We start from the raw sequence: 16087 nt of genomic DNA, 5'->3' as shown, positions 1-16087 counted from the left end.
ATGTTATGTAGATAAGTTTATGCCTTAAATATAATAACCAAACATCGAGATGATGTCAGTTCTATTACGCTCTGTTATTTAATAAACACTGAGATCAAATTTGTTTATTATTTAACGTGTAATTGTAATTTTGGGGATTCTGGTAACTGTGCATGCGTTTTAAAAAACGCTATTAGCATCTCTTGAATCGATTGATCACCCGTAGTTATTGTTTCAGATGAACGATATTCTGTATAATTACCACCACCAACAGCGCGATAGTTATTCATAGCAATCGTGAAAACATCCTTATCTTGTACTTCAACCCCTCGATATTGTAATTTTGACACCCGCTGACCGATTGATTGAGAAATATCAAAGGCGTAATCAATACCAAAAGCAAGATCGTAGTTATAATGTTCTACTTTGGGGACTAACCATTTCGGATTAATCGCTAGTTGATCATCAATTAATGTAAAATATTGTGCCGTATGTTCTAAACTCACACGCAAATCATGACCAGTCACACGCTTGGTGACAAGTGTATTGTCGAAGGGGTAATTTTGTAAAATACGACGTAATGTCAGGTTTTTAGGTAAATTAGAAGGATTATTGTTTAAACTCACAAGCGTGATGTCTGCTCCTGAAGACAGTAATTGCACATTGGCAATCCACTGTAAAATCGCATTCCCATGCTGAGCTAAGTATAATGGTGACTCAGCTTTGACTGCATGACTTAATTCAGTAATTGGTTGATCCAACCATGCCTCAACGCGTTTTTGCAATGGCTGTAATCGCCGCTTTATCGACTCTTGACTGACTAAACCGGCTGATTTTGTTACCGCATTAAATTGCCATTTACCATCAATTTCGTCACCTGTGATTTCAGCAAATAATTTTGCTTGGTTAGGCATTTGTAATGTTAACACATCATTAATAACTTGCGGCTGTACATTTCCGTGCTGATGACCAGTCAATAAAATGTCTAAATCAAGAACGTCAGTTAATTGCCAAGCAATATTTTCTGTACTGTCACTGATAACTTGACCTGTCGTTAAATCGCGTTCATAGCCACCATGATATACACCAATCACAACATCCACTGTTTCACGTAATTTTGCAATCGCTGCTGCTGCCTTAACCAATGGTGATTCAATTTTAATGCCTTCTAAATGTGCTGGTTTTTCCCAAATGTTAATATAGTCTGTCACTAAACCAATCAATCCCACGCTTGTCCCATTTTCTAATGTTTTTATTTGTGCGGGATAAAGCGTTTGGCCATCAAGATCTGTCACATTTTCGGCAATCACTGTTGCATCTAAATCATTCAAATGTTGTTGCAATTGATGGTACCCAAAATTAAAATCATGATTACCTAATGTTACATAATCATAACCTGCCATATTCATAGCAACAGTTACTGCATCAATATCATGATGTTTTTCTAAATATTGTAGTAATGGGGACCCTTGATACATATCACCACCATCAATAATAATTGTATTATGATCTTTACGGTAGTTTGCTACCACATTGATCAAACCTAAGGGTTGTTGACCATCTTTTATATAATCTGTCGGAAATAAATAACCATGTACATCGGATGTGTAATAAATTTTAAACTGCTTCATATTTTTCTCCCAAAAAAGGACGACAGTCGTCGCCCCCTTTTATATTAACCATGCAAAATCTTTTGACGTAATTTGTCAGATAAAATTTCAACCACAAAAACAAGAATAAACAAACCAATTAAGATGGCACCCACTTGATGCCAGTGATAGGCGTTTAAGGCAAAAATCATCGGTGCCCCAATACCGCCAGCACCAACAAGACCTAAAATTGTTGCTTCACGCAGGTTCATATCAAATCTATAAACTAAAATCGAAATAAAATCTGATCCTAATTGGGGTAAAATGCCATAACGAATTTTTTGAAAAAGAGTTGATCCAAAAGCATCTAATGATTCTAGAATACCTGAATCTAAATCCTCAATTGTTTCAATAAACAGTTTTGAAATCATACCAATCGAAACAATCGCCAACGTCATAACACCAGCAAATGGTCCAGGTCCGGTGACCCGGATAAACATTAACCCATAAACTAGTGATGGTACAGTACGAATCGCCATAATAATCACACGTGTCACAATGACGACTGGCTTTGGAACAATATTGGTTGCTGAAATAAACGATAACGGTACCGCAATAATTGCGCCAACCAACGTACCTAAAAATGCGATTGCAATAGTTTGTAATATTAAGTAGGCAACACCACTGTCACCTAAACCAAATAACAGACTTGTATCAGGCGTAAAAATACCAGATAGAATATTCCAACCAATTTCAAAACCTTTAGAGGTAATATGCGCGCCACTTAGCACAGGCGCTGACGAAGCCAATAGGATTAGTAGGATAATAATCGTTACACCATATTGCAGCCCGCGACGTGGTTCTTTACTGAGAACAGCTTCTAATTTCTGACTCATGTTGTTCTCCTTAACTCAAATACTTACGTAATTGTTGGCTCACTGTCTCAATGATAACCACGGCAATGAAGATGGATAGCAAAATCATGCCAACGCTTTGGAACTCGCGCCAACCAATTTTTTCATTCAAAATCATTCCGATACCACCAGCACCAACGTAACCTAAGATAGCAGCGTAACGGACATTTCCTTCAAAAGCAAACAAGGCTGTTGAGAGATAAGTCGGCAAGACTTGTGGCAAAATGGTTGTCACAAAAGCACGTGATGTATTTGCTCCTGTCGCAGTTAATGCCTCAAATGCACCCATATCAACTGTTTCCATATATTCAAATAATTGTTTACCAACAAAAGAGAAGCTAAATAGAAAAATGGCCACTGTACCGGCAAAAGTCCCTAAACCAAAAATATAAGTGGCAATCAGCGCCGACACTAATGTTGGTATCGTACGTACAACGGTTAAAATAAATCGAACAACCAGGTTGATTAGACGATTATTTGTAATGTTACTAGCTGCCAAAATGGCAAACGGTAGAGCGACTAGTGCGCCGAAAAAAGAACCAAAGAAGGACATTTGGATAGTCATCAATAACGGACGCCAAACCTGCATGAAATAAGGCAACTTTGGTGGAAACATACTGGCTAATATTTTCCAAAAACCAACAAAGTTTGTAAACAAGGTCACTACACTAAATCCAGTTACCCAAACAGATACCACAATACCTACCAAAAGCAAGAAAATAATCAATGGTACACGTGTAAATTTTTGTGAGACTTGTTTCCCATTTTCAAGCGTAAAACTTTCAGCTTCAAATAATTTATCGTACCAGCTCATTATTCGGCCTCGTCTTTACTATAAATTAAATCTAACACATCTTGTGTAATACCCGCAACTGGACCATCATAAACTATTTTGCCAGAGCGAATACCAATAATGCGTTTAGAATACTCCAACGCCAAATCGACATGATGAATATTAATTAAAACAGTTTGCCCAAGCTCTTCGTTAATACGTTTGAAGTCATCCATTACTTCATGCGCTGTGACTGGGTCTAACGCTGCGACTGGTTCATCTGCTAGTAAAACCTTTGGATTTTGAGCCAATGTTCGCGCTAATGACACACGTTGCTGTTGTCCACCAGACAATTGATCTGTACGAATAAATGCTTTATCCAACATCGATACACGGTCCAATGATTCAAGTGCTTTAATTTTGTCTTCCTTTGAAAACGCACCGAATAGTACACGACCAAATGACATATCTGGCACTAATGAGCTCATCACGTTTTTAATGACTGATATTCGAGGAACCAGATTGTATGATTGAAAAATCATACCGACTTTACGACGATAGCGGCGTAGTGCTTTACCCTTTAGGCTAGAAATTTCTATGCCATCAACCACCAATTGTCCTTCAGTGATATCATTCAAACGATTAATCGTACGAATAAAGGTTGATTTCCCTGCCCCAGACATTCCTATAATACCAATGAATTCACCATCTTGTATTTCTAAGTTAATGTCTTGTAGTCCCTTTACGCCGTTGGGATATGTTTTTGAAACATGTTCAAATTTAATCATGATTGCCGTCCTAAATTTTATGTATTTGAGCCGTACAGGCCCAAACGTCAGAAAAGCGGCGCTAATTGCGCTGCTTTTCTGACGTTTTGAGTTACGTGTGGTTATTAGCCAGCTATAAACGAACGCTAAACTAAGCACTTGCGTAATCAAATTTTATTTTTGTACACTTTTTAACAATTTTTGTGCAGCACGTTCGCCATCATAGTTTGATGATTTGGCTGGTTCGTACCCTTCATGCGAGTAAACCGCAATCACTTTCTTACCTGCATCTGTTTTTGCTAAGTTAATAAATGCCTTTGACAATGCTTTTTCCAATTCTGGGGTCATTGTCTTTGACTTCTTTGAAACGGAAATTGTATCATTATAAATTTCTTGTGAGACGCCGATAACATTTGTTTCTTGCCAAATTGATTTTGGCTGCTTATAATCTGTTGTCCATGCACTTGTAAAATCACGTCGTGCATCACCATAGGCAGGCAGTACGTCAATTTGACCAGAAGCCAAACGTGCCATACCTGAACCATATGAATCCACAGTCACTGTGCTTTTCAGATCTGAAACTGTTTTCTTATAATTCTTGTTCAACCACAATGCTGGATAGATATAACCAGCTGAAGATGTCGTTGATGACAAGCCCCACTTAGCAGAGTTAATATCTTCCCAAGTTAATTTTTCGCCAGCGTTAACTTTTTTAGCTAATTCTTGACCCTTTTTTGAGGGACCAGCGATAAATAATGAGCGATACTTTGATGATTGTGATTTTGTTTGTTCCGTTGGCTTCCCGTCATTCCACTTCTCTGGATTTGAGAAATTTTTGTTCAACCCAGCACGTGTTGCTGTCAACAAAACTTTAGCACCATCTTGATACATCACATACGTGCCACCTGGAATAAAGCCAACATCAGCTGTACCAGAAGTTAGGGCCTCACCAGCTGCTTCATAACTTGTACCGACTTTGATATCAACTTTCTTGACATCATAGCCTTCTTTTTTCAACTCTTTTGTTAGCAGACCCTTCATCGGTTCAGTCATGGTCACAATTTTATCAGGTTGCTTAGACGGTACAAAATAGATTTTTAAATCTTTAATTGTTTTGTCTGATGTTTCTTTTGCACCTGCATGCGTGAATCCAAAGTACGCTACAATAGCAACGACAACAACAATAACAATTGCTGCGAGTGTTTTCGCATTCTTACTCATGATGTTTCTCTCCCGTACGCCTACTGGCAATTTTCCATAACAAATATTACTCTTCTACTATACAAAACTAATATCCAGTATCTAGTTTTATTATGTAAAGGATTTGTATATTTGCCTCGAATACTAATATAACAGAAAAATGCCGTTGTAAACGATTTTCAATGTTAGGATTGTCTCATTTAAAAATGAAACGCCCGGCACATGACGAACGTTAAGCGATAATAAAGATATGTTTCCGAACGTTTGTCTTTTACAATTTGCCGTCTGAGCTTAAATAGCGCACAAAAAAGCCGAATGAAATCATTCGGCTTTCGTTTAACGGATTATTTACCTTGTCTAATTGCAGCAACATGGATACGATTAACTGCTCGCATCAAAGCAACACGAGCACGCTTCAATTCAGCATCATTATGATCACTTTGTGCATGAGCAATACGTGCTTCAGCACGTTCTTTGGCGCCCTCAGCACGTGTCACATCGATATTATCAGATGTTTCTGCACTGTCAGCGACTATTGTGAGCAAATCATTAGAAAACTCAGCAATACCACCATTGACGGCTAGCGTATCCATTTGACCGTTGCTTTTTACAAGCAATTCATTAATTGTTAATGCAGCTAACAATGGTACATGCTTACGCATAATACCAATTTGTCCACCTTGTGTATTTACAACAGCCAACTCAATGTTTGACTCATTATAAACTTCCCCAACAGGTGTCACAATTTGCACTGTGATTCCTGTTGACGCTACAGTAGCTGTTTCATCTGCCATTTTTCAATACCCCCTTATTGGGCCATTGTCTTGGCTTTTTCAACAACTTGTTCAATAGCCCCAACATTACGGAATGCATCTTCTGGCAAATCATCATATTTACCATCCAAAATATCCTTGAACGAACGTACTGTTTCAGCAACTGGTACATATTCACCATTGATTCCGGTAAATGTTTCAGCAACTGAGAATGGTTGTGATAGGAAGAATTGAATACGACGCGCACGATTAACAGTCGTTTTTTCTTCATCCGATAACTCATCCATTCCCAAGATCGAGATAATGTCTTGTAACTCACGATAACGTTGCAATGTTCGTTGCACTTCAGTAGCAATTTCATAATGCTCTTGACCCACAATTTGTGGATCCAAAGCTGATGAAGTTGAGGCCAAAGGATCAACTGCTGGATAAATTCCTTGTTGTGTCAATGAACGCTCCAAGTTTGTTGTTGCATCCAAGTGAGCGAACGTTGTCGCAGGGGCTGGATCAGTATAATCATCAGCAGGCACATAAACGGCTTGAATTGATGTTACTGATCCTTTTTTAGTCGACGTAATACGTTCTTGCAATTGACCCATTTCCGTTGCCAATGTTGGTTGATAACCAACAGCTGATGGAATACGACCCAGCAAAGCTGAAACTTCAGAACCAGCCTGAGTGAAACGGAAGATATTATCAATAAACAATAACACATCCTTTCCTTCATTATCACGGAAGTTTTCAGCCATTGTCAAACCAGTCAAAGCCACACGCATACGTGCACCAGGGGGTTCATTCATCTGACCATAAACCATGGCTGTTTGCTTCAAAACGCCAGATTCTGCCATTTCATGGTACATGTCATTACCTTCACGGGTACGTTCTCCGACACCAGTGAAGACAGAAATACCATTATGTCCTTGCGCAATGTTGTGAATAAGCTCTTGAATTAGAACTGTTTTACCAACACCAGCACCACCGAACAAACCAATCTTTCCACCACGGACGTAAGGTGCGAGCAAATCAATCACCTTAATACCTGTTTCCAAGATTTCCGTAGAACTGGCTAGTTCGTCATATTTAGGGGCTTCGCGGTGTATAGAATTACGTGGTGTATCATCGGCAATTGCGCCGTTGTTATCCACTGGTTCTCCTAACACGTTGAAAACACGACCCAAAGTAGATTCTCCAACCGGCACAGTAATTGCATCGCCAGTATCAGTGACTGACATGCCACGTTGAAGTCCATCAGTCGAGTCCATAGCAATGGTACGCACTACGCCGTCCCCTAATGCCAATGAAACTTCAACTGTCAATGTTTGGCCTTCGCCTTTATCGATTTTAAGCGCATTATTGATATCAGGCACTTGCTGCCCTGCTTCAAATGCAACATCGACAACCGGACCAATCACTTGTACGACTTTTCCAGTACTCATTGTCGTCTTCCTTTCAGTTTAGAGCGTGAGCAACCAAACGTTTGGCGTCGTGATGTATAGAAGATCATGAGCGATGACAAAGCCATCACAAGCAATCTGTTCTTACACCCAGGCACCAATCGGTTGCCAACGCGTTTCTGCACATGCAGTTTTATTTTTAATTGTGGTTAGTTGTTTGTCATAAACGCGGTAAACAAAACTTAATTGCTATCTGTCAGATCTTGTCGTGTTTACCACTTTCGTTTACTCCAACGCAGCCATACCACCGGTAATTTCTGTAATTTCAGTCGTAATAGCTGCTTGACGCGCACGGTTAAACTGTAACTCCAAGCGTCCAATAAGATCCTTGGCATTATCTGTTGCACCCTTCATCGCTGTTGATGAGGCTGCATGTTCGGCCGTTTTAGCATCAAGAACTGCTTCATACACTAAGCTTTGTGCAAATTGCGGCAATACAACGTTCAAAACAGCCGTTGTATCGGGTTCAATTTCATACGCACTTTGAATATTCAATTCTGCCTTTTGTTCCTCTGTTCCACCCATAGCATTCAATGTGTCACCAGTTAATGGCAATAATTGAACATCACGATATTCACTAGTCAGACGGTTAATAAAGTGGTTGTAGACAACATGAAGTGCATCAAACACTGCATTTTCATACAAACTTGTCACTGTTTTAATCACTGAGCGAATCTCGTTAAAGGACGGTACATCTGAAACACCACGGTGTTCTAGAATAACTTCAAAACCACGTTTCTTATAGAAATCGGCACCATTACCACCCACCGCAAGAATTGTTGTGTTCGTGGTATTCAAATTTAAACGTGCCATCAATTCATTAGTTTGTTTGATAACATTAGCATTATAAGACCCAACCAATCCACGATCTGACGTCACAACTAAAATACCCGTTTTGTTAATTGGACGTTGTGCAATCAGAGGAATATGCTTGGCATCTGCATTATCAAAAAGATGCGCAGAAACTAAATGTTCCACAACTGCTTCCAAACGCGCAGCATATTCTTGATAACCAGTACTATAACGTTGAATTTGACTTAGTTTAGCCGTAGAGACCATTTGCATGGCACTCGTAATTTGACGCGTCTTTTTAGTAGATGAAATACGACGCTGAATATCTTGCAAAGAAGCCATCGCAGCGTCCTCCTATTATTCCGCTGTTGAATTAGCAAAACCAGCCTTAAAGGCTTCGATTGCTGAATTCAGTGCAGCTTCTTCAGGCAAATTTTTTGTTTCGACAATTGTCTTAAACAAGTCAGCGGCATTTGCATCAACATATGCGATTAACTCATCTTGGAAACGTTGGATATCAGCAATATCAACGTCATCAATATAACCATGAGTTAAGGCATACAAAACAACAACTTGTTGTTGCACAGCCATTGGCTTGTGTAATGGTTGTTTCAAAATTTCGACTGTGCGACGACCACGAGCCAATTTAGCTTGTGTTGCAGCATCCAAATCTGATCCAAATTGTGCGAAACTTTCTAATTCACGGAATGATGCCAAGTCCAAACGTAATGTACCGGCAACTTTTTTCATTGCCTTGATCTGTGCATCACCACCAACACGTGAAACAGATGTTCCAGCATCAATGGCTGGTCGAACACCCGCATAGAATTGATCAGCATCCAAGAACACTTGGCCATCAGTAATGGAAATAACGTTCGTTGGGATATACGCTGACACATCACCAGCTTGTGTTTCGATAAATGGGAGGGCAGTCATTGAACCACCACCAAGTTCATCAGATAATTTAGCTGCACGCTCTAACAAACGTGAATGTAAGTAGAACACATCACCAGGATAAGCTTCACGTCCTGGCGGACGACGAAGGATCAAAGACAGCTCACGATATGCCGTGGCTTGCTTTGATAAATCATCATACACAATCAACACATGCTTACCGTTGTACATGAATTCTTCACCCATGGCTGCACCAACATAAGGTGCTAGATACAACATTGGTGCTGGTTCTGAAGGTCCAGCATTGACAACGATTGTATAATCCATTGCCCCTAATTGACGTAATGTTTCAACTTGTGTACGCACAGTTGAATCTTTTTGACCAATCGCCACATAAATAACAATCATGTTTTGATCTTTTTGATTCAAAATTGTATCGATGGCCAAAGACGTTTTACCTGTCTTACGGTCTCCAATAATTAATTCACGTTGTCCACGTCCAATTGGTACGAGGGCATCGATTGCTTTAATACCTGTTTGCAACGGTTCGAAAACCGACTTACGTTGCATAACACCGGGTGCTTTAACTTCGACAGGGCGTGTTTTATCAGTCTTGATTTCACCTAATCCATCGATTGGTTGACCCAAGGCGTTTACAACGCGTCCAATTAATTGTTCGCCAACGGGCACTTCCATGATGCGCCCAGTGCGCTTAACTGTATCACCTTCACGAATATCATCAAAACCACCAAGAATGATGATTCCAACTTCGCTTGAGTCGAGGTTTTGGGCCATGCCGAATGTGCCATTAGCAAATTCAAGCAATTCACCAGCCATAGCATTTGCTAAGCCAGTTGCACGTGCCACACCATCACCAATATAGGTAACAGTACCCACTTCTTCTACAGTTAGCGTTGTGTCGAACTTTTCGAGCTGTTGCTTAATTAAAGCAGAAATTTCTTCAGCTTGAATAGCCATTATTCTTCCTCACTAACCTAATAATTGTGCCTTCATTTTGGCAATTTTTGTTTTTAAGCTACCATCAATTAACGTGGATTGTGATTGTAAAATCACACCACCAAGTATACTTTGATCCACAATATTTTTTAAATTAACATGTTTAGCACCTGTTTTTGATGCAAACACTGACGCTAATTTAGCTAATCGCGTGTCATCTAGGGCAACTGCTGTAATTGCCGAAACATCCACAATGCCATTAGCTTCGTTATAATAATCATCAAATGAATCAACAACTTGGGGTAAAATAGCCAATCGGTTATTATACGCTAATAGTTTCACCAAATTTTGAATTGGCTCAGCAGCACCCGTTGTCAGCGTTGTTAACAAGCTGTCGCGCGATGCGCTATCAATATCATTTGAGGTTACGATAACAACAAAATTTGGATTATCATTGAAAACATCTTTTAATGCATTCAAATCTGACCGTGTGGCATCTACGTTATTTTGTTGCGTAGACAATTCAAAAATTGCTTTGGCGTATTGGTTAGCTATATCTTTAAGATTTTTTGCCATCCCAATACTCCTTATTTAGTTTCTAAATCTGAAATGTAAGCATCAATTAATGCTTGTTGATCATTTAACGATAATTCTTTTTGCATTAACTTTGAAGCAATTGCTACTGAGAGCGCTGCAACATCGTTTTTTGCATTTAAAATTGCATCTTCCTTGAGCTTTTCAGCGTCTGTTTGTGCACGCTGGCTGATTAAAGTAGCACGATCAGAAGCAGTAGATATTAATGTATCACTTTGCTTTTGTGCGCTTGCTTTAGCATCAGCGACAACTTGAGTTGCTTTTTGACGTGTATCAGCCAATTCACTTTGGCGTTGTACTGCTAAGTTTTCTGCTTCTTGACGTGCAACTTCAGCGCCATCAATATCATTAGAAATTTTAGCAGCACGATCATCAAGTGTTTTGGTCACTGGACCGTATGCAACCTTTTTCAAAATATACATCAACGCGAGGAATGAAATAATAATAAATACCGAGTTACCTATTGGTATTTTTTCTGCTGCTAAGGTTGTTAAACCAAACATGATTTTCCTCCACTAGTTACTTGTGCTTATCTACCCATCAACATGAAGGCGAACACAATTGATAAGATGGGCATAACTTCGACCAAAGCAACACCCAAGAACATACGTGACAACAAACGACCTTCAAGTTCTGGTTGACGGCTCATACCTGCCAAGAATTGTGAGATCAAAACACCGTTACCAATACCACCACCAACGGCGGCTCCAGCGGCTGCAAGACCAGCTGCGATAACACCAAGATTGTGCAAATCCATTAGATTTCTCCTTATTGTAAAGCGTTTAACGAAATTTTCATCACTAAGCGCGTTTCTATTTAACTGGATGAAACGCTCCCGCGTAATTAACAAACCAACTTGTGTCATAACCTGATTATTTTTTAGTCAAATTGTGACACAAATCTCATTTGTTAGACAACTATTCGTTTCCTGAGAGTTGTGCAATGAAGACGCTCGTCAAGATAACAAACACATAAGCTTGAATACCACCTATAAACAGCGAAAATCCTTGCCATATCATTTCAATAGGCAGAGCAGCTACTGTCCATAGCCCATTAAAGTGTCCAGGCCAGGCCAAATTATTGGCCACCAATGTCAGTAACATCTCCCCTGCAAATATGTTACCGAACAAACGTAGTGATAATGTCAAAAAGTTCGCCAGTTGTTCAATAATGTTCAGAGGTAACATCCAACTATACGGCTTAAATAACATATTTTTAAGATAGCCCTTCAAACCAAGCTCTTGCGTCCCAATACCATGCGCAATAACCAAAGACATCACAGCCAAAGTCATCGCTGCAATTGGTGTCGCTGTTGGTGACTTAAGATAAGTAACACCATCAGCTCCTTCAAAATGAAGCAACAGTCCCATCTCATTTGACACGATCAAAAAGAAAAATAGCGTAAAAGCGTACAAACCAAATTGTCGTGCTTGTTTTTTGGGTAACTGCCCATCAACAATACTACTCGTAAATTCCAGTAAATATTCTATCAGGTTCTGGCGCTTACCCGGCTTTAACGACAGACGCCGTGTCAAGACAATTGATACAATCACAACAATTGCCATTGCTAACAAAGTTGAAATGATCGTTCCCCAGTCAAATGTCAGACCTAAAAAATCAAATTGTGCCGTTGGGTCATTCATTTTTTTCTCCTTTCCCAATAAATTTGGCGAAATGGTCGTAATCGGCTATTCGTCTTAACATATAAATCTATAATACGCTTTTAAAAATGAAATACAACCACTTTACGTCACTTTTTCACAAAGAAATACCGGAATAGTGAGATAAGCATTGGTACGCTAGTTTTCAGAGGTTAATTATTAAAACTGATTTGTGTTTTAATTGTTTATATCCCAGTAAAATTCTTAATAAACTGTTAAAAAGCCTTGTTTTTTTCGTCTTTAAGGCGACAAATTACCAAAAATCCAGTGGTATGTTTGCAGTTAGATTTTATGCTATTCATAGTAAATATAGATGGCTATTTTGTCGCAAATTCAACTATATTGTGACAAAATAAACAAAAATCCCGCATCATTGCAGGATTTTTATCTATGACTATGCTCTTTCGCTTGCAGCTATTTTGGGTAAAATTAAATTCAATACAATGCCCAAAACTGTCGCAATCGCAACACCAGAAAAATCTAACTGCGCACCTAATTGTAAATGAAAATTACCAATCCCAACAACCATTACGGGTGCGGCAATCATCAGATTACGTTTTTGACTATAATCAACTTTATTATCAACAATCACTTGCAGACCCGCCGCAGCAATCACACCATACAGCATAAAGCCCACGCCACCAGTAACTGCTCCTGGAATGGTTGAAATAAGTGCAGACAATTTACCGACAAAACTAAAAATAACAGCAAAGAACGCGGCGCCACCAATTACCCAAACAGAATAAACACGGCTCAACTGCATCACACCAATATTTTCACCATAAGACGTTACGGCAGGTCCGCCAACCAAACCGGCCACGACCGATGCCGCACCGTCTCCTGTCAAAGTGCGTTTTAACCCAGGATTGACGAAGAAATCATGACCTGTTATTTTTGACAGCACCATTAAATGACCTAAATGCTCAGACAACGTGACCAAAGCTAACGGCGCCATGCTTAAAATAGCCGCAGGATAGAGTTTAAACCCTTCTTTACCAATAAAAGTTTCATAATTTGGTAATTGAAACCAGGATGCCTTTGCAATTGGTGTGAGATCAACTAATCCAAAAAATAAAGCAACAATATAACCAAAAACGATACCCAAAAGTACAGGTAATAAGCCCAAGAATCCTTTCAAAAACATGTTAAAGGCTATCGTTGCTAATAACGTTAGTAAAGCGACCGTAAAAATTTTCCAATCATATTGACCATTGGCAGTCGTTGCTGAGCTGGCTGCTGATCCCGCCAAACTCAAGCCAATAACCATAATAATCGGCCCAACAACCTCTGCTGGGAAAATAACGTCAATCCAACTTGTTCCCGTAAAAGTAATGATAAATGCCACAACTAAGTAAACGACACCGACAGAAATAATGCCTTGTGCAACGGCAGGATATCCCACAGTCTTCATTAACGAGGCCATCGGGATAATAAAGGCAAAGCTCGACCCCATATAGGCCGGCACCTTTCCGCGTGTAATCAGTAAATGAAGCAGTGTCCCGATTCCAGAAGTAAATAAAGCTACCCCGGGATTCAAGCCAACGAGTAATGGCACTAGTACCGTTGCGCCAAACATTGAGAAAAGGTGTTGCAATGATAAGCCTAACCAAGTAAAAAATGGGGGTTTATCATACAAATCATAAATTGCCGTATTTGCGTTTTTTGCCATCGTACTTTTGTGCGTGTTTATCATCAATAGCACGCACTTCCTCCTAAAATCATTAAATGTCTATCTCACATGATGTCAAACAATCTTATTATAAACTAAAAACCCGACATAGCATCTTACTATGTCAGGTCTTTAGTTTATTTAATTATAAGTTGCGCTGCAAACGCACTGTTGCTGCTGAAATATCCACAACCAACTATCGTCTCGCTTCTTGCCAATTTACTAGGACTGCTTCCTATGTGCTGGTGTCCAGACAATGATTTGTCTGCTAATATGTTAATGATTTGCAGCCGATAAATTTTTTTAACGCCAGTTAATTACGCTTATCATTTGTCAATGTTATTCCCAAAGGAATGGTTATCTACATAACTGTCGTTTACAAGATGATAGTCCATGAAGTATCAATTTCTGTCAAATTGTTTTGCGTCATTCATGGCCTCCTCTTTATTTGTTAACTTCATTATACCAATAATTGTAAGCGCTTGCAATACTATTTAAAAAAATAATCTCACTGATTATTTTTTTAAATATACATTACATTTTTTCTTCCAAAATAACATCTGGATACTTATCGTGGAACCAGTTCATAGCAAACCTATTCTCAAACAGGAACACTGGTTGATCATAGCGATCTCTTACAAGTTGATTACGACTCGAGGCCATTTTTTCATCCAGCTGTTCAGGTGATATCCAACGGGCAACCTTTGACCCAATTGGCTCGAATTGAATTTCAACATTGTATTCATTTTCCATACGAAATTGAAACACTTCAAACTGCAATTGACCTACGGCACCGATAATGTAATCACTGCCTTGCCATGACTTATAGAGTTGAATTGTCCCTTCCTGCACAAGTTGTTCAATGCCTTTATGATATGATTTCTGTTTCATCACATCTTTAGCAATAACCCGGTTAAACAATTCAGGCGTAAATGTTGGCAAATCGGGGAATTGTACAGATTTTTTACCCGCGTAAATGGTATCACCAATTTGAAAATTACCCGTATCATACACACCAATAATATCGCCTGGAACCGCATTTTGAACATTTTCACGTTCTTCGGCCATAAATTGTGTGACATTCGATAACTTCAATTTTTTACTATTTCTTTGTAAAACGACGTCCATCCCGCGATTAAATTCACCAGATACAATACGGACAAAAGCAATCCGGTCACGATGACGCGGATCCATATTAGCTTGAATTTTAAACACAAAACCAGTAAACTGCGTCTTATCAGGTGTCACAATGTCGTCATTCACGGTCTTCATCGCTGCTGGCGCCGGTGCATACGTCAAATATTCACGTAAAAATTCTGTTACACCAAAATTGACCAAGGCTGATCCAAAAAATACAGGTGTTAACTGCCCATGCGCAATGGCATCTTGATCAAATGCATTACCTGCATCGCGTAATAACTCGATTTCATCCATCGTTTCATCAACAATTTCTGGATGTGCCGTCGCGTTTTTGAAAGGTACCATAACATCTTTTTGCAAATCATAAATACCTTGCAAAATTTGACCCGAACCCACTGGCCAATTCATTGGATAGGCTTGAATACCCAATACAGTTTCTAATTCATCCATCAAGTCCAATGCTGGACGTGCATCACGATCAATCTTGTTAAAGAACGTGAAAACTGGTATGCCACGTTGTGCCACGATTTCAAACAGCTTTTTAGTCTGTGGTTCAATACCTTTAGCAGCATCTACCACCATCACAACTGAATCAACAGCCATTAATGTCCGATAGGTATCTTCTGAAAAGTCTTCGTGTCCTGGCGTATCCAAAATATTAATTCTTTTACCATCATAATCAAATTGCAGTACCGAAGAGGTAACAGAAATTCCACGTTGCTGTTCGATTGCCATCCAATCAGATGAAGCTAATTTATGTGACCCACGACCCTTGACTGTTCCCGCCTCACGAATCACACCACCATGAAGTAATAATTGCTCAGTTAAAGTTGTTTTACCAGCATCCGGATGCGAAATAATAGCAAATGTTCGTCTGTTTTTTAATTGTTCTTGAAAGTTTTCCATAATCTTTAGTTTACCTGATATAGCAG

At 39.3% G+C, this 16087-nt stretch carries 15 protein-coding genes; all 15 read right to left on the bottom strand.

What is annotated here, in order from left to right; genetic code table 11:
• Positions 1–107: 107 nt before the first annotated feature.
• Entirely contained in the window at positions 108–1610 is a 1503-nt protein-coding gene (locus JOD28_RS08795) for a bifunctional metallophosphatase/5'-nucleotidase (RefSeq protein WP_204770442.1), read from the bottom strand.
• Positions 1611–1654: 44 nt separating this feature from the next.
• Positions 1655–2464 (bottom strand): phosphonate ABC transporter, permease protein PhnE, encoded by an 810-nt coding sequence (gene phnE, locus JOD28_RS08790; RefSeq protein ID WP_204770441.1) that lies wholly within the window; start codon positions 2462–2464, stop codon positions 1655–1657.
• 10 nt (positions 2465–2474) lie between these two features.
• Positions 2475–3296: a phosphonate ABC transporter, permease protein PhnE gene (phnE, locus tag JOD28_RS08785; protein WP_204770440.1), complete on the bottom strand. Its 822-nt coding sequence runs from the start codon at positions 3294–3296 to the stop codon at positions 2475–2477.
• A complete protein-coding gene (phnC, locus tag JOD28_RS08780) occupies positions 3296–4042 on the bottom strand; it encodes a phosphonate ABC transporter ATP-binding protein (RefSeq protein ID WP_204770439.1) in 747 nt (248 codons plus the stop codon). The genes phnE (JOD28_RS08785) and phnC overlap by 1 nt, the downstream gene beginning before the upstream one ends.
• A gap of 153 nt (positions 4043–4195) precedes the next feature.
• Positions 4196–5242, bottom strand: coding sequence for a phosphate/phosphite/phosphonate ABC transporter substrate-binding protein (locus JOD28_RS08775; protein ID WP_204770438.1), 1047 nt, complete (start codon positions 5240–5242; stop codon positions 4196–4198).
• Positions 5243–5565: 323 nt separating this feature from the next.
• Positions 5566–6015: a F0F1 ATP synthase subunit epsilon gene (locus JOD28_RS08770; protein WP_204770437.1), complete on the bottom strand. Its 450-nt coding sequence runs from the start codon at positions 6013–6015 to the stop codon at positions 5566–5568.
• 14 nt (positions 6016–6029) lie between these two features.
• On the bottom strand, positions 6030–7430 hold the full coding sequence (gene atpD, locus JOD28_RS08765) for a F0F1 ATP synthase subunit beta (RefSeq protein ID WP_204770436.1): 1401 nt from the start codon (positions 7428–7430) through the stop codon (positions 6030–6032).
• A gap of 243 nt (positions 7431–7673) precedes the next feature.
• Positions 7674–8582 carry a F0F1 ATP synthase subunit gamma gene (locus JOD28_RS08760; RefSeq protein WP_204770435.1) on the bottom strand — a complete coding sequence of 303 codons (909 nt, stop codon included), beginning with the start codon at positions 8580–8582 and terminating at the stop codon, positions 7674–7676.
• A 15-nt stretch (positions 8583–8597) separates the two neighbouring features.
• The gene (gene atpA / locus JOD28_RS08755) at positions 8598–10112 is read right to left on the bottom strand and encodes a F0F1 ATP synthase subunit alpha (RefSeq protein WP_204770434.1); all 1515 of its coding nucleotides are present in this window, start codon (positions 10110–10112) and stop codon (positions 8598–8600) included.
• A gap of 12 nt (positions 10113–10124) precedes the next feature.
• Positions 10125–10667, bottom strand: coding sequence for an ATP synthase F1 subunit delta (gene atpH / locus JOD28_RS08750; protein WP_204770433.1), 543 nt, complete (start codon positions 10665–10667; stop codon positions 10125–10127).
• Between the two features lie 11 nt (positions 10668–10678).
• The gene (atpF, locus tag JOD28_RS08745; RefSeq protein ID WP_204770432.1) at positions 10679–11188 is read right to left on the bottom strand and encodes a F0F1 ATP synthase subunit B; all 510 of its coding nucleotides are present in this window, start codon (positions 11186–11188) and stop codon (positions 10679–10681) included.
• A 26-nt stretch (positions 11189–11214) separates the two neighbouring features.
• The gene (gene atpE, locus JOD28_RS08740) at positions 11215–11442 is read right to left on the bottom strand and encodes a F0F1 ATP synthase subunit C (RefSeq protein WP_013103401.1); all 228 of its coding nucleotides are present in this window, start codon (positions 11440–11442) and stop codon (positions 11215–11217) included.
• A gap of 160 nt (positions 11443–11602) precedes the next feature.
• Complete coding sequence (gene atpB / locus JOD28_RS08735) at positions 11603–12328, bottom strand: F0F1 ATP synthase subunit A (RefSeq protein WP_204770431.1); 726 nt, start codon at positions 12326–12328, stop codon at positions 11603–11605.
• A gap of 412 nt (positions 12329–12740) precedes the next feature.
• Complete coding sequence (locus tag JOD28_RS08730) at positions 12741–14015, bottom strand: solute carrier family 23 protein (RefSeq protein ID WP_204770430.1); 1275 nt, start codon at positions 14013–14015, stop codon at positions 12741–12743.
• Between the two features lie 534 nt (positions 14016–14549).
• Positions 14550–16061 (bottom strand): peptide chain release factor 3, encoded by a 1512-nt coding sequence (locus JOD28_RS08725; RefSeq protein ID WP_204770429.1) that lies wholly within the window; start codon positions 16059–16061, stop codon positions 14550–14552.
• Positions 16062–16087: the final 26 nt, after the last annotated feature.

The sequence above is a fragment of the Leuconostoc rapi genome (assembly GCF_016908715.1).
GTDB classification, from domain to species: domain Bacteria; phylum Bacillota; class Bacilli; order Lactobacillales; family Lactobacillaceae; genus Leuconostoc; species Leuconostoc rapi.
The sequence above is the reverse complement of the archived record's forward strand: the minus strand, read 5'-3'. Positions and strand labels throughout refer to the sequence as shown.